The organism is Synechococcus sp. CS-1333, from assembly GCF_025128015.1.
Taxonomy (GTDB): Bacteria; Cyanobacteriota; Cyanobacteriia; order PCC-6307; family Cyanobiaceae; genus MW101C3.
This window is the reverse complement of sequence record NZ_JAHLYO010000003.1, coordinates 14,325-32,656: the sequence shown is the minus strand read 5'-3', so window position 1 is coordinate 32,656 and position 18,332 is coordinate 14,325. Positions and strand designations below refer to the sequence as shown.

The 18,332-nt window shown below is 68.2% G+C and carries 22 protein-coding genes; 8 read left to right on the top strand and 14 right to left on the bottom strand.

Translation table 11 applies throughout. The annotated features are described in order from the left end of the window. Position 1: 1 nt before the first annotated feature. Genes KQ303_RS00410 through KQ303_RS00400 form a run of 3 tightly spaced genes read right to left on the bottom strand, consistent with a single transcriptional unit; the run spans position 2 to position 1,675 of the window. Complete coding sequence (locus tag KQ303_RS00410; RefSeq protein WP_259728702.1) at positions 2–562, bottom strand: NUDIX hydrolase; 561 nt, start codon at positions 560–562, stop codon at positions 2–4. Next, a complete protein-coding gene (gene folK, locus KQ303_RS00405) occupies positions 540–1,226 on the bottom strand; it encodes a 2-amino-4-hydroxy-6-hydroxymethyldihydropteridine diphosphokinase (RefSeq protein WP_259728701.1) in 687 nt (228 codons plus the stop codon). Before folK ends, KQ303_RS00410 begins: the two co-directional genes overlap by 23 nt. Positions 1,227–1,234: 8 nt before the next feature. Next, entirely contained in the window at positions 1,235–1,675 is a 441-nt protein-coding gene (locus tag KQ303_RS00400; protein ID WP_259728700.1) for a hypothetical protein, read from the bottom strand. Between the two features lie 178 nt (positions 1,676–1,853). On the opposite strand from KQ303_RS00400, the gene bchD reads away from it, so the two are divergent. Next, entirely contained in the window at positions 1,854–3,968 is a 2,115-nt protein-coding gene (gene bchD / locus KQ303_RS00395) for a magnesium chelatase ATPase subunit D (RefSeq protein ID WP_259728699.1), read from the top strand. Between the two features lie 50 nt (positions 3,969–4,018). On the opposite strand, the gene KQ303_RS00390 is transcribed toward bchD, so the two are convergent. After that, positions 4,019–5,080 (bottom strand): MlaD family protein, encoded by a 1,062-nt coding sequence (locus KQ303_RS00390; RefSeq protein WP_094514485.1) that lies wholly within the window; start codon positions 5,078–5,080, stop codon positions 4,019–4,021. A gap of 6 nt (positions 5,081–5,086) precedes the next feature. Next, a complete protein-coding gene (locus tag KQ303_RS00385; RefSeq protein WP_259728731.1) occupies positions 5,087–5,830 on the bottom strand; it encodes an ABC transporter ATP-binding protein in 744 nt (247 codons plus the stop codon). Positions 5,831–6,093: 263 nt separating this feature from the next. Between KQ303_RS00385 and yvcK the strand changes: the two genes are divergently transcribed. Beyond that, complete coding sequence (gene yvcK, locus KQ303_RS00380; RefSeq protein ID WP_259728698.1) at positions 6,094–7,464, top strand: gluconeogenesis factor YvcK family protein; 1,371 nt, start codon at positions 6,094–6,096, stop codon at positions 7,462–7,464. Between the two features lie 17 nt (positions 7,465–7,481). Here yvcK and KQ303_RS00375 read toward each other — a convergent pair whose 3' ends face one another. Genes KQ303_RS00375 through KQ303_RS00365 form a run of 3 tightly spaced genes read right to left on the bottom strand, consistent with a single transcriptional unit; the run spans position 7,482 to position 9,199 of the window. Next, positions 7,482–8,057 (bottom strand): NAD(P)H-quinone oxidoreductase subunit J, encoded by a 576-nt coding sequence (locus KQ303_RS00375; RefSeq protein ID WP_259728697.1) that lies wholly within the window; start codon positions 8,055–8,057, stop codon positions 7,482–7,484. Beyond that, entirely contained in the window at positions 8,050–8,823 is a 774-nt protein-coding gene (nuoB, locus tag KQ303_RS00370; protein WP_259728696.1) for an NADH-quinone oxidoreductase subunit NuoB, read from the bottom strand. Before nuoB ends, KQ303_RS00375 begins: the two co-directional genes overlap by 8 nt. 13 nt (positions 8,824–8,836) lie before the next feature. Further along, positions 8,837–9,199, bottom strand: a complete 363-nt coding sequence (locus KQ303_RS00365; protein ID WP_094514471.1) for an NAD(P)H-quinone oxidoreductase subunit 3 — start codon at positions 9,197–9,199, stop codon at positions 8,837–8,839. A 123-nt stretch (positions 9,200–9,322) separates the two neighbouring features. On the opposite strand from KQ303_RS00365, the gene KQ303_RS00360 reads away from it, so the two are divergent. From KQ303_RS00360 to KQ303_RS00335, 6 genes are all read left to right on the top strand, one after another. Next, positions 9,323–9,769 carry a rubredoxin gene (locus KQ303_RS00360; RefSeq protein ID WP_399232464.1) on the top strand — a complete coding sequence of 149 codons (447 nt, stop codon included), beginning with the start codon at positions 9,323–9,325 and terminating at the stop codon, positions 9,767–9,769. 5 nt (positions 9,770–9,774) lie between these two features. Further along, entirely contained in the window at positions 9,775–10,770 is a 996-nt protein-coding gene (locus KQ303_RS00355; protein WP_094514610.1) for a photosynthesis system II assembly factor Ycf48, read from the top strand. Between the two features lie 102 nt (positions 10,771–10,872). Then, entirely contained in the window at positions 10,873–11,121 is a 249-nt protein-coding gene (psbE, locus tag KQ303_RS00350; protein ID WP_094514466.1) for a cytochrome b559 subunit alpha, read from the top strand. Positions 11,122–11,125: 4 nt separating this feature from the next. Then, entirely contained in the window at positions 11,126–11,263 is a 138-nt protein-coding gene (gene psbF, locus KQ303_RS00345; RefSeq protein WP_094514464.1) for a cytochrome b559 subunit beta, read from the top strand. An 8-nt stretch (positions 11,264–11,271) separates the two neighbouring features. Then, on the top strand, positions 11,272–11,391 hold the full coding sequence (locus tag KQ303_RS00340; protein ID WP_006173008.1) for a photosystem II reaction center protein L: 120 nt from the start codon (positions 11,272–11,274) through the stop codon (positions 11,389–11,391). A gap of 15 nt (positions 11,392–11,406) precedes the next feature. Further along, positions 11,407–11,607 (top strand): photosystem II reaction center protein J, encoded by a 201-nt coding sequence (locus tag KQ303_RS00335; RefSeq protein WP_094514462.1) that lies wholly within the window; start codon positions 11,407–11,409, stop codon positions 11,605–11,607. A 101-nt stretch (positions 11,608–11,708) separates the two neighbouring features. Here the strand turns inward: KQ303_RS00335 and KQ303_RS00330 are convergent, their stop codons facing one another. From KQ303_RS00330 to KQ303_RS00305, 6 genes are all read right to left on the bottom strand, one after another. Beyond that, on the bottom strand, positions 11,709–12,743 hold the full coding sequence (locus KQ303_RS00330; RefSeq protein ID WP_259728694.1) for an NAD-dependent epimerase: 1,035 nt from the start codon (positions 12,741–12,743) through the stop codon (positions 11,709–11,711). Between the two features lie 3 nt (positions 12,744–12,746). Beyond that, positions 12,747–13,790, bottom strand: a complete 1,044-nt coding sequence (galE, locus tag KQ303_RS00325; protein WP_259728693.1) for a UDP-glucose 4-epimerase GalE — start codon at positions 13,788–13,790, stop codon at positions 12,747–12,749. Next, a complete protein-coding gene (locus KQ303_RS00320) occupies positions 13,787–14,743 on the bottom strand; it encodes a UDP-glucuronic acid decarboxylase family protein (protein ID WP_255100317.1) in 957 nt (318 codons plus the stop codon). Before KQ303_RS00320 ends, galE begins: the two co-directional genes overlap by 4 nt. Then, positions 14,744–16,120: a nucleotide sugar dehydrogenase gene (locus tag KQ303_RS00315; RefSeq protein WP_399232489.1), complete on the bottom strand. Its 1,377-nt coding sequence runs from the start codon at positions 16,118–16,120 to the stop codon at positions 14,744–14,746. It abuts the gene before it with no gap. A 227-nt stretch (positions 16,121–16,347) separates the two neighbouring features. After that, positions 16,348–17,613, bottom strand: a complete 1,266-nt coding sequence (gene hisS / locus KQ303_RS00310; RefSeq protein WP_259728730.1) for a histidine--tRNA ligase — start codon at positions 17,611–17,613, stop codon at positions 16,348–16,350. A 40-nt stretch (positions 17,614–17,653) separates the two neighbouring features. After that, positions 17,654–18,298, bottom strand: a complete 645-nt coding sequence (locus KQ303_RS00305) for a 7-carboxy-7-deazaguanine synthase QueE (RefSeq protein WP_259728729.1) — start codon at positions 18,296–18,298, stop codon at positions 17,654–17,656. Between the last annotated feature and the right edge of the window lie 34 nt (positions 18,299–18,332).

Below are 18,332 nucleotides of genomic sequence, written 5' to 3'. Positions count from 1 at the left end.
TTCAGCAACCCAGCAGCTGACGGGCGCGGAACCAGGCGGTCACGCTCTTGCCATCCAGGGCCTCATCGCCGCTGGCCAGGGCCGCATCAACGGCCTGCGGCTCCATCAGCAGCACCTCCATGTCTTCGTCGTCATCGCCAGCGGGCTGCTGCTGCAGGAGCGTGAGGGCGCGGGCCAGGAACAGGTGGATCACCTCATCGGAATAGCCGGGGCAGGGCAACATCAGGCCCAGCGAATCCCAGCGGCTGGCGCTGTAGCCCGCTTCCTCCGCCAGTTCCCGCTGCATCGAAGCCAACGGGTCCTCGCCATCTTCCAGAGTGCCGGCGGGGAATTCAAGGATGCGCCGTTCCACCGCGAAGCGGTACTGGCGCAGGATCACCACCCGGCCGTCGTCAAGCACGGGCACCGCCAGGGACGCGCCAGGGTGGCGGATGATCCCGTAGGTGCCTTCCACGCCTTTGGGCAGCACCATGCGGTTGAGCTCAAAGCGGATCTTGCGGGCATCGAGAGCCCCCACCGTGGCCAGATGGGTGGAGGGCTCAGGGGGCGGCAAGGGGGCCATGCACGGCGCGCTGCGGGCTTCCAGTGTGACCGTCTGCCGCCACGGGCGCGGTGTCGGGCCAGCCCGGTACCCCCGCCAGCGCCAGCGGCGGGGGCTCGGCGCCACGGAGCAGGGCAGCAGCCAGCAGCTCCGCCGCCGTGACCGCCCCGCCAGGCGGGATCAGCAGCGGATCGAGGGCCGCCAGCGGGGCCAGCACGAAGGCCCGCTCGCGCAGGCGCGGGTGGGGCAAGGTGAGCATGGCGGTGCAGCAGACCTGGCGGCCGCACCAGAGCAGGTCGAGGTCGAGGGTGCGCGGCCCCCAGTGCACCGAGCGCTCACGGCCGAAGGCGGCTTCCAGACGCTGCAACCGCCGCAACAGCTCCGCGGCGGCGGGCCAGGGCGCGTGAGCGGCGGGCGCTGTGGCGGGCAGAGGGATGTGGCGAACCAGCAGCACAGCATTGAGATAGGGCGGCTGACCAGGCGGTCCCCCCACCGGCGCGGTGCGAAAGAGCGGCGACCAGTGCAGTTGCAGCCCGGCCTCCGGCGCCCCCAGCGGCGGCGTGCCGGCCCAGGCCACCACTTCGGCGGCCAGCAGGGGTCTCACCGCCGCCAGGGTGGCGCCGGGGTCGTCGAGATTGGCCCCAAGCGCGATCGCGAGCGTGCGCTCAGACGGGCCGCACGGCACGCGGGGGATCAGTAGAAGTCCGAGCGGCGGCGCTCCTCCGGCCGCTCCAGCGGGGTGTCGCCGTCGCGGCCGAGCAGCAGATCCCGGGCGCCGTTCACCAGCTGCATGGTGTCGTGGGCGCCGCCGCGATCGGGGTGGTGCTCGGCTGCAGCCAGCTTCCAGGCCCGGTTCACCTCCTCCACGCTGAGGCGGCCGGACAGGGGCAGATGCAGACGCTGGCGGGCCACGATCGCATCCACATCCGGGTGCTTGCCGAGCGGGCCCCAGTCGGCGCGGCTGAGCCCCTTGCGCCGCTTGTTGCTGCTGCGGGAAGTCTTGGTGGTGGCACCAGCGCCGCCGCCACCCCCGAAACCGCGCGCCGCAGCGGCGCCCGCCTCGGCGGCGTTCCGGCGCGACGCCTTGGATTCACTGGTGCGGCCAGGACGATCGACCCGGGAAAACAACACCATGACGGGGCCGCAGCGATAGCAGAAAGAAATGCCAGGCGTGCGGAAACATCGCCCGGCCTCGTTGCAAAAGTGTAGGTTCTGCCCGCCACAAGGCTGTTCGCCCCAGCACCCCCAGCCGCCGCCATGGGTGGCGCAGCACCGTCAGCGAGACTGAACCCCCTTCTCCAGCCTCTGCCCCATGGTCGTCAGCGGGTCCGCTGCCACTCCGGCCGCCGCCGGCGCCGCCGCACGCGCCTTTCCGCTCGCCGCGATCACCGGGCATGGCACTTTGAAGCTGGCCCTCCTGCTGGCGGCGGTGGACCCGGGGCTCGGTGGGGTGGTGATCGCCGGGGGGCGCGGCACCGGCAAGTCGGTGCTGGCCCGCGGGCTGCATGCGCTCCTGCCGCCGATCGACGTGCTCGATCTGGGCGAGGGGGTGAGCAGCCGCAACGTGGATCCCCAGCGGCCCGACGACTGGGATACCGCGATCCATCAGCGCATTACAGCGCGCGGGGGCGATCCCAGCGGCGCCGATCCCACCACCCTGCTTCCCACCCGGGTGATTCCCGCCCCCTTCGTGCAGGTCCCCCTCGGCGTCACCGAAGACCGGCTGCTGGGGGCGGTGGACGTGGCCGCCTCCCTGAGCAGTGGCACACCGGTGTTCCAGCCGGGGCTGCTGGCGGAGGCCCACCGCGGCGTGCTTTACATCGACGAACTGAACCTGCTCGATGACGGCATCACCAACCTCCTGCTGGCGGCGGTGGGCTCCGGCATCAACCGGATCGAGCGCGAGGGGTTAAGCCTTGTGCACCCCTGCCGCACCCTGCTGATCGCCACCTACAACCCCGAGGAGGGGGCGGTGCGCGATCACCTGCTCGACCGCTTCGCCATCGCCCTGTCGGCCAACCAGCTGGTGAGCACGGAGGAACGGGTGACGATCACCCGCTCAGCCCTCGACCACGGCGAATCCAGCGAGGCGTTCCGCTCCCGCTGGCAGGAGGAGACCGACGCCCTGGCCACCCAGCTGCTGCTGGCCCGCCAGTGGTTGAAGGATGTGGTGATCGAACGCGAGCAGGTCCGCTATCTGGTCATCGAGGCGATCCGTGGCGGTGTGGAGGGGCACCGGGCCGAGTTGTACGCGGTGCGGGTCGCCCGGGCCCATGCGGCGCTGAGCGGCCGCGACCGGGTGGAGGCCGACGACCTGCAGGTGGCGGTGCGTCTGGTGATCGCCCCGCGGGCCCTGCAGCTGCCGCCGCCCGATCCCGACCAGCCGCTGGAGCCGCCGCCGCCGCCCCAGGCGGAGCAGCAGCCCCAGGAGCCGGAACCGCCCGAACCCCCCGAGGCCAGCGACGACGACGCCCCGGAAGAGGACCCTCCAGAAGACGACGACGACAGCCCCGACGACCAGGCGCCGCCGTCGATTCCGGAGGAATTCCTGCTCGATCCGGAGGCCACCGCCATCGACCCCGACCTGCTGCTGTTCGCCGCCGCCCGCTCCCGTGGGGGCGGCGGCGGCAAGCGCTCCCTGGTGCAGAGCGAGTCGCGCGGCCGCTACGTGAAGCCGATGCTGCCGCGCGGGCCCGTGCGCCGCATCGCCGTCGATGCCACCCTGCGGGCGGCGGCGCCGCACCAGAAGAGCCGCCGTGAGCGGGAACCGCACCGCCGCGTGATCGTCGAAGACGGCGACCTGCGCGCCAAGCAACTGCAGCGCAAGGCGGGCGCCCTGGTGATCTTCCTGGTGGACGCCAGCGGCTCGATGGCACTCAACCGCATGCAGAGCGCCAAGGGCGCCGTGATCCGGCTGCTCACCGAGGCCTACGAAAACCGCGACGAAGTGGCTCTGATCCCATTCCGTGGCGAGCAGGCGGAGGTGCTGCTGCCGCCCACCCGCTCAATCACCGCCGCACGCCGTCGGCTGGAGCAGATGCCCTGCGGCGGCGGCTCACCGCTCGCCCATGGCCTGTCCCAGGCGGCGCGGGTGGGCGCCAATGCACTGTCCAAGGGCGATCTGGGCCAGGTGGTGGTGGTGGCGATCACCGACGGCCGCGGCAACGTACCGCTGAGCCGCTCCCTGGGCCAGCCCCAGCTGGAAGGGGAGGAGCCGGTGGACCTGCGCGAGGAGGTGAAGGGGGTGGCGTCCCGCTACCGCGCCCTCGGCATCAAGCTGCTGGTGATCGACACCGAGCGCAAGTTCATCGGCAGCGGCATGGGCAAGGAACTGGCGGAGGCGGCCGGCGGCCGCTACGTGCAACTGCCCAAGGCCAGCGACCAGGCGATTGCGGCCATCGCCCTGGAGGCACTGAACGCCCCCTGAGTGCGGGCCTTCAGCCGCTGCTCGCCAGCAACGGCTTGAAGGCCAACGGCTCAGGGATCGAGCCGGCGGGGAGCCTCTGCCGGTAGCCGGGTGCCACCCGCGGCGCCCTGCCTGCCACCACCGATCGAGCCGCTGCCTGGCTTCTCTGTGCTGACCTTCTCTGGCTTGTCCTTGGCTGCTTTGTCTTTGGCCAGGCCCGTCTGGGCGGGATAAAGCTCATCAAACAACTGGCCCAGGCCGATGGCCAGACTGCGTACCCCATCCATGAAGCGGGGGTCACCGGTGAGCTTGCTCACATCGCCGCCCACCGCATCGATCCGTGCTGTGAGCCTCTCGGCGTTGCTCACCGTGGCCTTGAGCTCGGCCAGAGTGCGGGGGTTGTCGAGGGCGGCCGTCAGGTTGCGCACGTGGCGGCTGGCGGCCGCTGCATCAGCGCTGGCCGTGGTGAGCGACGCAAGCATGGGGTCGGCCTTTCCGGCCACCACGTTGAGCTGGCGGATCAGCACGTCCAATTGAACGGCGATCTTCTGGGATTCTTTGAGGAAGCGGGTCGCCTCCTTGGAGGTGGCGTCAAAGCTCTTGGTAGTGCTGGCGATCTCGGGCACCAGGTTCTGCTTTTCGGCCTCGAGCAGCAGGCTCTGCATCAACTCGGTGACGCTGCTCAAGCTGGCGGAGCTGACCCCTTCGAGCGAGGAGCCGTTGCAGACCATGCGGGTGTTGTTGCAGACCTTGTCGCCTGGCCGCGGAGCCGAGGCGGGCAGCGGCGGCCCGGAGCTGATCAACGCCACTTGGGCGTCACCGCCCAGCAGCGAGGCCGACTGCACCTGGGCCACCACCGGCCGCGCCAGCTGCAGACTTGGATCAGTGATCTCCAGTTCGGCTACCACGGCCGATGAGGTGGGTGAGATCCGCCGCACGTTGCCCACCTGCACCCCACGGAACACAACCGCGGAGCGGTCGGCCAGGCCGGCGGCATCGGCGAAACGCACCGTCAGAGTCCAATTGCTGCGGCCCAGCGAAACACCCCGCAGCCAGAACCAAAGGCTGAGCCCACCGATCACAGCTCCCAGCAGGGTGAAACCCACCAAGGCCTCGCGGACGCTACGACGCATATGGTGTCAAAGCTCCGCCGGCTGCATCGGGCCGTTCAGGCTACCGGTACGGAACTGCACGACATAAGGATTGTCGGTGCGGCCGAAGTCTTCGGTGGATCCGCACCATTGGATCTGCCCGTCGTAGAGCATGGCCACCCGCTGGGCCGAGCGCACGATCGTGCTCATCACGTGGCTCACCACCACCGAACAACCGGCCGCCACCTGATTCGCCTTCACGATCAAATCCTCGATGCGGGTGCAGGCCACCGGATCCAGCCCCGCGGTGGGCTCATCAAACAGGAGCAAGGGATGCTGGCCGGAGGCCTTGCTGGGATCATCGATCAGGGCGCGCGCAAAGCTCACTCGTTTCTGCATGCCGCCGCTGAGTTCACCAGGCAGCTGGTCTTCGATGCCGTAGAGGCCCACCGCCTCCAGTGCCCGCTGCACCCGCTGACGGATTTCTGGCTCCGGCAATTTGCTGTGGCGGTAGAGCAGAAAGCCCACGTTCTCCGCCACCGTGAGCGAGGCCAGCAAGGCAGGGTTCTGGAAGACCAGGCGCACATCAGCGGGGCGGCGCTGATCCAGGCGCAGGTATCGCTGTGGAACGCCATGCAGGCGGAAGGTTCCGGTGGTGGGCAACAACAGGCCCGCCAGAATGCGCAGCACGGTGGATTTGCCGGTGCCTGAAGGCCCCACCACCGCCAGCCGTTCCCCCTCCAGCAGGGTGAGGTGGATGCCCTCCAGCACGGTGCGCGAACCCCAGCTCATGGAAATGTCGTGAAGTTCCACCACCGGCACAGCCGGCGGCAGAAGGCCAGTGGTGGTGGACGAAAGGGTTGACGACACGGACGACGGTGGTGAGGGCCTGCAGGCGTGAGAAGGAGCCTCGCTGGGTTCTGGTTCGCCGACACCTTTCATCCTTACAGTTCCTACAGCTCCGTGCTGTGGCGTAACGCCCCTTCGGCTTGACTTCCCAGCGCCCTCTCCCGCCACGACGCCTCAGCACACGGTCAGCCCGGCGCCCTGGCTGGATGGGTCGCGGGGATCTGCGCCAGAAAGACCTGATGAGCCGCTCGCGGCGGGCGGTGCGCTGGCTGCAGCCGGGGCTGGTGGTGAAGCGCTGGATGCTCACCTCCGGCCTGGGCCTGCTGCTGGCCCTGCTGGGAGCCGCGATCCTGGCCGATCTCAAGCCGATCTACTGGTCACTGGAGTCGCTCAACTGGGTGCTCTCGAACATGACGCGGGTGCTGCCGCGCGGCGTGACCGGCCCGCTCGTGCTGCTGGGTGGCGCCGCGTTGGTGGTGTGGGGCCAGAGCCGCAGCTTCGGCTCGATCCAGCAGGCGCTCGCCCCTGAAAAAGACACCTTGCTGGTGGAGGCGCTGCTGGCCCAGCGCCGGCTGAACCGCGGCCCCAACGTGGTGGCGATCGGCGGTGGCACGGGCCTGGCCACCCTGCTGAGCGGCCTGAAGCGCTACAGCAGCAACATCACCGCGATCGTCACGGTGGCCGATGACGGCGGCAGCAGCGGGGTGCTGCGCCGTGAGTTCGGCGTGCAACCCCCCGGCGACATCCGCAACTGCCTGGCGGCTCTGGCCCGCGAGGAACCGCTGCTGACCCGTCTGTTCCAGTACCGCTTCCGATCGGGCAGTGGGCTGGAGGGGCACAGCTTCGGCAACCTCTTTCTCACGGCGCTCACGGCCATCACCGGCAGCCTCGAATCGGCGATCACCGCCAGCAGCCGCGTGCTGGCGGTGCAGGGCCAGGTGGTGCCGGCCACCAACGCCGATGTGCGCCTCTGGGCGGAGCTCGAGAACGGCGACCGCATCGAGGGAGAGTCACGCATCGGCCATTCCCCCAGCCCGATCGTGCGGCTGGGCTGCACCCCCGAGCGGCCACCTGCGCTGCCGCGCGCCCTGGAGGCGATCGCCAACGCTGAGCTGATCGTGCTTGGGCCCGGCAGCCTCTACACCTCGCTGCTGCCGAATCTGCTGGTGCCGGAGCTGGTGCAGGCGATCAGCCGCAGCAAGGCGCCACGCCTCTACATCTGCAACCTGATGACCCAGCCCGGCGAAACCGACCGGCTGGATGTGGAGGGCCACCTGCGGGCGATCGAGGCCCAGCTGGCCAGCCTGGGGGTGACCCGGCGCCTGTTCACCGCCGTGCTGGCCCAGGAACCGATCCACGATGTGGCCCTAGTGGATCACTACCGCGCCCGCGGCGCCGAGCCCGTGCAGTGTGATGTGCGCAGCCTGCGCGCCAAGGGTTACGAGGTGATGGTCACGGCGCTGCAGGGGGCCCGTCCCACTGGCACCCTGCGCCATGACCCACGCAGCCTCGCCCTGGCGGTGATGCGCTTCTACCGCCGGCACAAAGGCGGCCGACCGGTGCTGGAAACAGTCTGAGAGCGGGCCTGCCTGATTCAGTAAGCGTCCTGCATCTCGTAGAAGTCCGGCTGCACGTAGTCCTTGCGCAGCGGGAAGCCCTTCCAGTCTTCGGGCATCAGCAGCCGCTTGGGATGGGGATGGCCTTCGAACACGATGCCGTACATGTCGTAGGTTTCGCGCTCCTGCCAGTCGGCACCGCGGAAGAGGCGGTATAGGCTGGGAATGGTGAGGTCGCCGTCGCGGGCGAGGAACACCTTGACCCGCACTTCCTGCGGTTTGCTGTCAGGGGCGGGGCAGGGATCGGCGCCAGCGCCGAGTTTCACCAGGTGATAGAAGCTCACCAGCCGGGCGCCCGGACCTTCGTCATAGCCGCCCTGGCACTGGAGGTAATCGAAGCCATAGGCCTTGAGAGCCGCGGCCACCGCCGGCAGGAACAGGGGCTCCACGGCCAGCATTTCAATGCCGCAGTGATCAGACTCCAGCGGCTGATGGTCGAAGCCCTGCTGGCTGAGCCACTGGCTCACCGGGCCTATCACAGGTGCGGCGAGGGTGGTGGCGAAGTCGCTGGCGCCGGATGGGGCGCCCTCGGAGGCGGGGGTGGGATCAGGCATCGCTGGAGGCGCTGGCTGTGGGGATCGGTTCGGCCGCAACAACCTCCGATGGAGTGGAGGTGTCGAGGGGGAGAGCGGTGGGATCGGCGAGAGCGGCCACCTGGGTTTCGGCCTTGAGATAGGCCCCGGTGACGATCGGCGCCACCGCTTTCATGGCGTGGCCGATGGTGAGGTAGCGGTGGGTGGGGAGGTTGTTGCCCCGCTCGGCCAGAGCTTCGTTGCCCACCTTCTTGCGCAGCTTGATCACGGCATCGAAGATCGCCTCGGGCCGGGGCGGGCAGCCGGGGATGTAGAGGTCCACCGGAATCAGCTTGTCGACGCCGCGCACTGCCGTGGTGGAGTCGGCGCTGAACATGCCGCCGGTGATCGTGCAGGCGCCCATGGCGATCACGTACTTGGGCTCGGGCATCTGCTCATAGAGCCGCACCAGGGCCGGGGCCATCTTCATGGTCACGGTGCCGGCCGTGATCAGCAGATCAGCCTGGCGGGGGCTGGAGCGGGGCACCAGACCGAAGCGGTCGAAGTCGAAGCGGGAGCCGAGCAGAGCCGCGAACTCGATGAAGCAGCACGCCGTTCCGTAGAGCAGGGGCCAGAGGCTGCTGAGCCGTGCCCAGTTGTGCAGGTCGTCGAGGCTGGTGAGGATCACGTTCTCGGAAAGATCCGAGGTGATCTGCGGAGCACCGACCGGGTTGCAACTGGACGCCCGCAGATCGCGCAGGGCGTCGATCGAAGGGGTGCTGGAGGGGGAGGTGGGAGTGAGGGTCATGGTGGGAAGGGCGTCAGCTCCACTCGAGGGCGCCCTTACGCCAGGCGTAGGCGAGGGCAACCACCAGGATGGTGATGAAGATCAGGGCCTCGATGAAGGCGAGCAGGCCGAGCCGGCTGAACGCCACGGCCCAGGGGTACAGAAACACCGTTTCCACGTCGAAGATCACGAAGACCAACGCGAACATGTAATAGCGGATGTTGAACTGAATCCAGGCACCGCCGATCGGCTCCATGCCGGATTCATAGGTGAGTCGGCGTTCGCCGTCACGCGATTTCGGCGACACCAGTTTGTTGGTGACCAGGGCCAGGACCGGAACCGCTGCTGAGATCAGCAGAAAGCCCAGGAAGGCGTCGTAGCCAGGTAAGACGAACATCGCGAGGCTGAACCCGGCGCAGAGTCTGGCATCCGCGCCCGTCAAATGGTCGCTGCCGCCAAAGGTGCTGCCGCGACAAGGGCCTGGATAGAGTTTCTTTTCACGGCAGCGGGGCCCAACGCCATGGTCAATGGCCAGGACACTGATCAGGACGTAGGACCAGATCAGGACGTTGGACCAGCCGCTGCGCAGGACGCGCCGCCAGCCGGCGACCAGCCGGTGGGCGAGGCGGCGCTCGAGAGCGCCGGCGCCGATCCCGACACCCACCGGTTCGAGTGCCGCAGCTGCGGCTTCGTCTACGACCCGGGCGAGGGGGTGCGCAAGCTGGCGATTCCCGCCGGCACGCCCTTCAGCAGCCTTGATCCGGTGGGCTTCCGCTGTCCGGTCTGCCGCAGCCGGGTGGGGGCCTTCAAGGACATCGGCCCCCGCAACAAGCCGAGCGGCTTCGAGGAGAACCTCAGCTACGGCTTCGGGGTGAACACCCTCACCCCCGGCCAGAAAAACGTGCTCATCTTCGGCGGCTTCGCCCTGGCCTTCGCCTTCTTCCTGTCCCTCTATTCCCTGCGTTGACCCCCGTGAAGCGCCTGTTCTCTCCCCTGCTGGCCGTGCTGATCACGCTCGGCCTCAGCTTCGGCCTCGGCGGCTGCGTCACCACCGGCCTGCCCGTGGCCGCCACCAGCCCCTGGCAGCCCGTGGCGCTGTCCACCAGCGCCAACCCTCTCGATGTGGCCTTCACCGATGCCAAGCACGGCTTCCTGGTGGGCAGCAACCGGCTGATCCTCGAAACCGACAACGGCGGGGCCAGCTGGGAGGAGCGCTCCCTTGATCTGCCCGATGGGGAGAACTTCCGTCTGATCAGCATCGACTTCAGCGGAGCCGAGGGCTGGATCGTGGGCCAACCGGGCCTGCTGTTGCATACCGCTGATGCCGGCAGGAGCTGGGAACGCCTGCTGCTCGACACCAAGTTGCCTGGCGATCCCTATACCGTCACCGCCACCGGTCGGGGCAGTGCGGAGCTGGCCACCACCGTGGGGGCGATTTACAGCACCGGTGATGCGGGCGTCACCTGGCAGGCGGAAGTGAGCGATGCGGCCGGCGCCGTGCGCGACCTGCGCCGCTCCTCCGACGGCCGCTACGTGAGCGTGTCCAGCCTCGGCAACTTCTTCGCCACCTGGGAGCCGGGCCAGGCGGTCTGGCAGCCCCACCAGCGGGTGAGCAGCCAGCGCCTTCAGAGCATGGGCTTCCAACCCGACGGCCACCTCTGGATGGTCACCCGGGGCGCCCAGCTGCGCTTCAACGACGACGCCACCGATCCGGAGGCCTGGAGCAAGCCGGTGATCCCGATCACCAACGGCTTCGGCTACCTCGACATGGCCTGGGGGCCGAATGGTGACGTGTGGACCGGCGGCGGCAGCGGCACCCTGCTGGTAAGCCACGACGGCGGCAGCCACTGGGAGCGCGATCCGGTGGGCGCCGTCCAGCCCACGAACTTCACCCGGATCAGCTTCACCAGCGATGGCAAGGGCTTCGTGCTGGGCGAACGGGGCAACCTGCTGCGCTGGGTGGGCTAGGGCCAGCCGGCCCAACTGCATCCCTGTGTAACCAACCGCCGCTCCGCCTCTCGGCGGTCACAGCCCGACCCTTAAGATTCCGTAGCTGATTTGCCCGCTGCTATGGCTGCCGGCTCCACCGGGGAACGCCCGTTCTTCGAGATCATTACGAGCATCCGCTACTGGGTCATCCACGCCGTCACCTTGCCGGCGATCTTCCTGGCCGGATTCCTCTTCGTCTCCACTGGCTTGGCGTACGACGCCTTCGGAACGCCTCGCCCCGATGCCTACTTCCAACCCCAGGAAGCCAAGGCACCGGTGGTGAGCCAGCGTTACGAGGGCAAGAGCCAGCTTGACCTGCGCCTCAAGTAACGCCATGACCCAGTCTTCTGTCTCCACCACGCCACGCAACTACCCCATCTTCACGGTGCGGTGGTTGTCGGTTCATGCGCTGGGCATCCCCACGGTTTTCTTCCTGGGAGCCCTGGCGGCCATGCAATTCGTCCGCCGCTGATTTCCGCCATGCAGCGCAATCCCAACCCGAACAATCTGCCAGTCGAACTCAACCGCACCAGCCTTTATCTGGGCCTGCTGTTTGTGTTCGTCATCGGCGTTCTGTTCACCAGCTACTTCTTCAACTGATCGGGAGATTCAGCCATGAGCGGCAAGAAATCCGCACTACCTGACGGTCGCATTCCCGATCGCCTGCCTGACGGCCGACCGGCCGTGGCCTGGAAGAGCCGCTGGACCGAAGGGGTACTTCCCCTCTGGTTGGTGGCCACCGCCGGCGGTATCGCCGTGATCTTCGTGGTCGGCCTGTTCTTCTACGGTTCCTATGTGGGTGTGGGTTCGGCCTGATTCCCCCTGCTCGGCTTCAAGCTTCGCGGGCCCGAGGGCCCGCTTTTTTTGTTGTGCTTTTCCTTGCTGCGCCTTTCTTTGGGCGGCTCCAGCGAAACCGCTCAGGCCTGGTAGTAGCTGCGGTACCAGTGGGCGAAGCGGGCCACACCCTCTGTGATCGGGGTGTGGGGCGCAAAGCCCACCCAAGCCTCGAGGGCGGCGGTGTCGGCAGCGGTGGCCTCCACGTCTCCAGGTTGCATCGGCTCCAGGCTCTGGATCGCCGGGGTGCCGAGTGCCGCCTCCATCACCCCGATGAACTCGAGCAGCGGTGTGGGCTGGCTGTTGCCGATGTTGAACACCCGGTGAGGCACCGCCGCGGTGGCGGGATTGGGGGCCAGTGGGTCGAAGAGCGGATCGGCGGTGGCCGGTTTGTCGAGGCAGCGCACCACCCCCTCAACGATGTCGTCGATGTAGGTGAAATCCCGCTGCATGCGGCCGTGGTTGAACACCCGGATCGGCTCTCCGGCCAGGATGGCGCGGGCGAACAGCATCGGGGCCATGTCCGGCCGGCCCCAGGGGCCATAGACGGTGAAAAAGCGCAGACCGGTGGCGGGCAGCCCATAGAGGTGGCTGTAGGTGTGCGCCATGAGCTCGTTGGCCTTCTTGGTGGCCGCGTACAGGCTCACCGGATGGTTGACCGCGTCCTGCTCGCAGAAGGGCATGCGGCGGTTGCCTCCATACACGGAGCTGCTGGAGGCATACACAAGGTGGCCGGCGCCGTGATGGCGGCACCCCTCCAGGATGTGGCCGAACCCCACCAGGTTGCTCTGGATGTAGGCGGCGGGGTTCTCCAGCGAGTAGCGCACCCCCGCCTGGGCAGCCAGATGCACCACCCGTGCGGGGCGCTCGGCCGCGAACAGCGCCGCCATGGCCTCCCCATTCTCCAGATCCAGGCGGTGAAAACGGAAGCCATCGCTGCGCTCAAGCCGGGCCAGCCGTGCCTGCTTGAGGGCCGGGTCGTAGTAGCTGTTGAGGTTGTCGAGGCCGATCACCCGTTCGCCACGGGCCAGCAGGCGCTCGCAGAGCGCCGCGCCAATGAACCCGGCAGCGCCAGTCACGAGAGTGGGTCCAGCTGGAGGCAACACGGGTGACGCCATGGTTCAGGGGGTGGGTCCGGTGCGCTGGTGCCACGCCCAGGCGTGGGCGATGATCTCGCGCAGATCCGGGTAACGGGGCTCCCAGCCCAGCACCTGCCGGGCCTTCTGCGCGCTGGCCACCAGGGTCGGCGGATCGCCAGGCCGGCGCGGCGCCACCACGGCGGTGAGCGGGCGTTGCGTGACCTCCTGGGCCGCGGTGAGCACCTCCTGGACCGAAAAGGCCGTGCCCGTGCCGAGGTTGAAGATCAACGGCTCAACCGGCTGGTGCGCCCCGCAGGCCAGAAGATGCTCAAGGCCCAGCACATGGGCGTCGGCCAGATCACTGACGTGGATGTAATCCCGCAGGCAGGTGCCATCGGGGGTGGGGTAATCGGTGCCGAAGATCTTGATGCTCTCGCGCCGGCCGGAAATCGCATCGAGCACCAGCGGGATCAGGTGGGTTTCGGGGTCGTGGTCTTCGCCGAGGTCACCGTGCGGATCAGCGCCGGCCGCATTGAAATAGCGGAAGATCACGCTGGGCAGCCCATAGGCGGCCGCGAAATCTGCCAGCATCTGCTCCACCATCCACTTGCTGCGTCCATAGGAATTGATCGGCCGCTGGGGGGTGTCCTCCGTGATCGGCACCGACTCCGGGCTGCCATACGTTGCGCAGGTGGAGGAGAACACGATCGGAATGGCGGGCCCTTGGCCGGTGCGCACCGGCTCCACGAGCGCTTCGAGCAAGGTGAGGGTGTCGCCGAGGTTGTTGCGGTAGTACTTGGCAGGATCCAGAACCGATTCGCCCACATAGGCATAGGCGGCGAAATGCAGCACAGCACGCACTGGCACACCGCCGCAGGCGGGATGGCGGCCGCTGAGCAAGGCCTCAATCAAGGCACGATCACCCACCTGGCCCTGCACCAGCGGCACTCGCAGCACCTCTTCCACGATGGAACGGTGCCCATACACGAGGTTGTCGAGCACCACAGGCCGGTGGCCCGCCTGCTGCAGGGCACGCACCGTATGGCTGCCGATGTAGCCAGCCCCTCCAGTCACAAGCAGGGTCATGAATCGAGCCCCAGGCTGCGGCGAAAGTAGGCGATCGTGGGGTCCAACCCCTCTTCCAAGGACACCTTGGGTTCCCAGCCCAGTTCGCGGCGGGCCAGGTCGATCACCGGCTGGCGTTGGAGCGGGTCATCCTGCGGCAGCGGCAGATAGACAAAGGGCAGCGATGGGTTGATGCGAGCGCGCACCAGATCAGCCAGCTGACGGATGGTGAATTCACCTGGATTGCCGATGTTGATTGGTCCATTATGGTTCGCGTTCATTAAGCGAATCAATCCTTCCACAAGATCATCGACATAGCAGAAGCTGCGGGTCTGGCTTCCGTCGCCGTACAGGGTAAGGGGTTGACCGCGCAAGGCCTGGACCACGAAGTTACTCACAACACGCCCATCATCAGAAAACATGCGCGGTCCGTAGGTGTTGAAGATGCGCGCCACGCGAATCTCCGTGCCGTGCATTCGGTGGTAATCGAAGCAGAGCGCCTCGGCAATGCGCTTGCCTTCGTCGTAACAGGAACGAATGCCGGTGGTGTTCACGCAACCGCGATAACTCTCGGGCTGAGGATGCACTTCCGGATCGCCATACACCTCGCTGGTGCTGGCCATCAGCAAGCGGGCTCCGACCCGGCGGGCCAGACCCAGCATGTTGTAGGTGCCGAGAAAACTCGTCTTGGCGGTCTTGATCGGGTTGGCCTGGTAATACCGCGGCGAAGCGGGGCAAGCCAGGTGCCAGATCCGGTCAACCTCCAGCAGGATCGGCTCGGTCACGTCATGGCGAATCAGCTCGAAGCTGGGATGCCCGATCCAGCGGGCGACGTTGACCTTGGTGCCAGTGAAGTAGTTGTCGAGGCAGATCACCTCCTCGCCAGCCTCCATCAACCGGTCCACCAGGGTGGAACCGAGAAAGCCGGCGCCACCGGTCACCAGGTTGCGCCTTGAAGCCACAGGTGCCGTCACTCAGCCCTTGCCCACGGACCACACTTGCAGACCAGCCTGTCGTGCCGCTGCGATGTCGGTGATGTCACGCACGTCGAACAGCCAGGCCGGCCGTCGCATTGCGGCGGCGATCGCCGGCCAGTCAAGCGTGCGGTAAGCGCCCCATTCAGTGAGCACGATCACCGCGTCGGCGCCCGTCACGGCCTCCAGTGGGGTTTCCGCCCGCTGCCACTTGCCGTCATCGGCAAAGCCACGCTCGCAGGCATCGGGTGGGCGGCCCAGATCGGCGCTGATCTGGGTGGTGGCCACCTTGGGGTCGTGAATCACCAGGTGAGCCCCTTCCTCAAGCAGACCACGGCAGATCGCAATGGCCGGTGACTCGCGGGTGTCGTTGGTGTCGGCCTTGAAGGCGAAACCCAGCACCGCCAGGCGCTTGCCGCTCACGGTGCCGAACAGCCGGCTCACCACAAGTCGGGCAATGCGCTGCTGCTGCCAGCTGTTGAAAACCACCACCTGCTCCCAGTAGCTGGCAGCGTCGTCGAGGCCGTAATGGCGGCAGAGGTAGACGAGGTTGAGAATGTCCTTCTGGAAGCAACTGCCGCCGAAGCCGGGGCCCGCGGCGAGAAACTTCATGCCGATGCGCGAGTCGCTGCCGATGGCCCGCGCCACTTCGGTGATGTCAGCGCCAGTGGCCTCGCACAGCGCACCCACGGCGTTGATCGAAGAGATGCGCTGGGCCAGGAAGGCGTTGGCGGTGAGCTTGGAGAGCTCGCTGCTCCACAGGTTGGTGTGCAGGATGCGCTCCGGGTCCACCCAATGGCCATAGATGGCCGACAGCGCGGCGATCGCCGCAGGGTCTTCGCCACCGATCAGCACCCGGTCGGGATGCTCAAGATCGCGAATGGCGGTGCCCTCTGCCAGGAATTCCGGATTGGAGAGCACCGAGAAGGTTTTCGCCTCCACGCCGGACTCGCCGCCCGGACTGGCACCGCCGGCCAGGCTCTGGGATCCCATCAGGATCTGCTTGATCGTTTCGGCCGTGCGCACCGGCAGGGTGCTTTTCTCCACCACGATCGTGTGGCCCGTGGCCTGCGCCGCCACCTGGCGGGCCGAAGCTTCGATCCAGCGCAGGTCGGAGGCCTGCCCCGCTCCCAGACCGCGGGTCTTGGTGGGGGTGTTCACCGAGAGGAACACCATGTCGGCGCTGGCGATGGCGTCATCCACCTCGGTGGTGAAGTGCAGATTGCGACCGCGGCAGCGGCCCACCACCTCCGCCAGTCCCGGCTCATAGACCGGCAGGTTGGCGAGATCCGGGTCGTTCCAGGCGGCGATCCTGGCGGCGTTGAGGTCCACCAGGGTGACCTGGAGGTGCGGGCAGCGATCGGCAATCACCGCCATCGTCGGCCCGCCGACATAGCCGGCACCGATGCAGCAGATGGAGCGAACCTCGGGCGGATGCACTACGTCCAACGGCTCACCCTGAATCCATTCATCCTGTTCCGGAATTTATCCCCGCTGGCCGGGCCTCTTGCCGTTGCGGAGTCAACTTGCTGATCCGGTCGCTCTGGTGTTCAGGTCGACGGGGTGATCCGGGCCGGCGGGCACTGGTGAACCAGCTGATCCAGTCAGCCGGCGGATCCGGCGAGCTGGGCAAGAACGGCCAACGGGCTGAGCCGCTGCTCGGCACCGCCGCCCAGCAGATTCTTGAGCAGCACCAGGCCCTGTTCCGCTTCGCTCTCGCCGATCACCACCGCCCAGGGGGCGCCGGAGCGGTCGGCGCGCTTGAGCTGGCGCGCGAAGGCGGCACCGGAGAGATCCAGCTCCGCCGTCTGGCCCCGGCGGCGCAGCTGCGTGGCGAGATCGAGCGCCATCGCTTCCGCCAGGGGCCCGCGGCTCACCACGTACACCGCCGGCACCGGTGCCGCGGCGCCGGTCGCACCGGCACGCTCCAGCAGCACGACCAGCCGCTCCATGCCGATCGCCCAGCCGATCGCCGCTGTGGCCGGCCCGCCCAGCTGCTCCACCAGGCCGTCGTAGCGGCCGCCGCCGCAGACGGTGGCCTGGGCACCCAGCTGATCGCTGGTGATCTCGAACGCCGTGTGGGCGTAGTAGTCGAGCCCGCGCACCAGGCGGGCGTTGAGCTGGTAAGGAATCGCGAGGCGATCGAGCAGCTCGCGCACCTGCTCGAAGCGCTGGCGGCTCGCCGCGCTGAGGTGGTCGATCAGCAGCGGCGCGTCCGCCAGGACGGCCTGGGTGGCCGGGTTCTTGCTGTCGAGGATGCGCAGCGGGTTGGTGGCGATGCGCTCGCACGCCTCCGGGTCGAGCTGCTCGCGCCGCTGCTCCAGCCAGCCCACCAGCGCCTGCCGGTACGCCGCCCGGTCACTGGCATCGCCCAGGGAGTTGAGCTCCAGCGCCAGGCCGCTGACGCCCAGGGCGGTGAGCAGATCCCAGGCGATCGCGATCGCTTCGGCATCGCTGCGGGGATCGGCGGCACCGAGAAACTCCAGGCCGATCTGGTGGAACTGGCGCTGACGCCCGGCCTGGGGCCGTTCGTAGCGGAACATCGGGCCGCCGTACCAGAGCCGCTGCGGGCCCTGGCTGAGCAGGCCGTGCTCCAGCACCGCCCGCACCACCGAAGCGGTGCCTTCCGGCCGCAGCGTGCAGCGGCGCTGACCCCGGTCTTCGAAGCTGTACATCTCCTTGCCCACCACATCGGTGGCCTCGCCGATGCCCCGGGCGAACAGCTCGGTGACCTCCAGCAGCGGCGTGCGGATCTCACTCAGCCCGGCGCGGCGGAAGTGATCGCGGGCCACCGCCTCCACGTGCTGCCAGACCGGCAGCTGCGCCGGCAGCAGATCCACCATGCCGCGCAGGCTCTGCAGTTTCTCCACGCCCATGTCCAGGTCTGGGGACAGTTTGCGGGATCGCCGCTCAGCGCACCCCCAGCCACTTGTGGCTCTGCAGGCTGAGCCGCCAGTCGGGGCGGGCGCGCACGAACTCCAAGGCCAGCGCCCGCCCCTGGCTGCTCTGCCAACCGGGTTGCAGCAGCAGCTGGGGCGGAGCCGTGTGCCGCTCCTGCCGGGCCGCCGCGGCCATGGCGGTGGCGAAGGCGAGGTCGTCGGGCTCGTGCACCACCACCTTGAGCTCGTCGCAGCAGCTGAGCAGCTCCTGTAGCGGCGGCCGGTGGCGTTTGGGCGAGAGGGTGATCCAGTCGAAGCGCCCGCTGAGGCGATCGACACCGCTGGTTTCCAGGTGCAGGGGCAGCGGCGGATCCACGGCGCCGCGCAGCTGGGCGCACAGGGCCGTGAGGTCGTGGTGCAGCGGTTCTCCGCCGGTGATCACAACAAAGGCCGCTCCGGCCGCCGCCGCCGCGGTCAGCTCCGCCGCCAGCGCCGCCAGGGGCCGCAGCGGATGGGCCTGCTGCGGCCAGGAGCCCTTGGTGTCACACCAGGGACAACCCACCGTGCAGCCCGCCAGCCGCAGGAAGAACGCACTGCGGCCGGCGTGGCTTCCTTCCCCCTGGATCGAGTGGAAGGTTTCCACCACCGGCAGGGCAGCGGACGCCGGCGGAGTCATGGCCACGGGCAGGGCAAGGCTCAACGGGAAAGGC

Bases quoted from the DNA above. Each gene is read 5' to 3' on its own strand.
- KQ303_RS00410 (WP_259728702.1), bottom strand. From the start codon at position 562: ATGGCCCCCTTGCCGCCCCCTGAGCCCTCCACCCATCTGGCCACGGTG.
- KQ303_RS00400 (WP_259728700.1), bottom strand. From the start codon at position 1,675: ATGGTGTTGTTTTCCCGGGTCGATCGTCCTGGCCGCACCAGTGAATCC.
- bchD (WP_259728699.1), top strand. From the start codon at position 1,854: ATGGTCGTCAGCGGGTCCGCTGCCACTCCGGCCGCCGCCGGCGCCGCC.
- KQ303_RS00390 (WP_094514485.1), bottom strand. From the start codon at position 5,080: ATGCGTCGTAGCGTCCGCGAGGCCTTGGTGGGTTTCACCCTGCTGGGA.
- KQ303_RS00385 (WP_259728731.1), bottom strand. From the start codon at position 5,830: ATGAGCTGGGGTTCGCGCACCGTGCTGGAGGGCATCCACCTCACCCTG.
- yvcK (WP_259728698.1), top strand. From the start codon at position 6,094: ATGGGTCGCGGGGATCTGCGCCAGAAAGACCTGATGAGCCGCTCGCGG.
- KQ303_RS00375 (WP_259728697.1), bottom strand. From the start codon at position 8,057: ATGCCTGATCCCACCCCCGCCTCCGAGGGCGCCCCATCCGGCGCCAGC.
- nuoB (WP_259728696.1), bottom strand. From the start codon at position 8,823: ATGACCCTCACTCCCACCTCCCCCTCCAGCACCCCTTCGATCGACGCC.
- KQ303_RS00365 (WP_094514471.1), bottom strand. From the start codon at position 9,199: ATGTTCGTCTTACCTGGCTACGACGCCTTCCTGGGCTTTCTGCTGATC.
- KQ303_RS00360 (WP_399232464.1), top strand. From the start codon at position 9,323: ATGGTCAATGGCCAGGACACTGATCAGGACGTAGGACCAGATCAGGAC.
- psbE (WP_094514466.1), top strand. From the start codon at position 10,873: ATGGCTGCCGGCTCCACCGGGGAACGCCCGTTCTTCGAGATCATTACG.
- psbF (WP_094514464.1), top strand. From the start codon at position 11,126: ATGACCCAGTCTTCTGTCTCCACCACGCCACGCAACTACCCCATCTTC.
- KQ303_RS00340 (WP_006173008.1), top strand. From the start codon at position 11,272: ATGCAGCGCAATCCCAACCCGAACAATCTGCCAGTCGAACTCAACCGC.
- KQ303_RS00335 (WP_094514462.1), top strand. From the start codon at position 11,407: ATGAGCGGCAAGAAATCCGCACTACCTGACGGTCGCATTCCCGATCGC.
- KQ303_RS00330 (WP_259728694.1), bottom strand. From the start codon at position 12,743: ATGGCGTCACCCGTGTTGCCTCCAGCTGGACCCACTCTCGTGACTGGC.
- galE (WP_259728693.1), bottom strand. From the start codon at position 13,790: ATGACCCTGCTTGTGACTGGAGGGGCTGGCTACATCGGCAGCCATACG.
- KQ303_RS00315 (WP_399232489.1), bottom strand. From the start codon at position 16,120: ATGGCGGTGATTGCCGATCGCTGCCCGCACCTCCAGGTCACCCTGGTG.
- KQ303_RS00305 (WP_259728729.1), bottom strand. From the start codon at position 18,298: ATGACTCCGCCGGCGTCCGCTGCCCTGCCGGTGGTGGAAACCTTCCAC.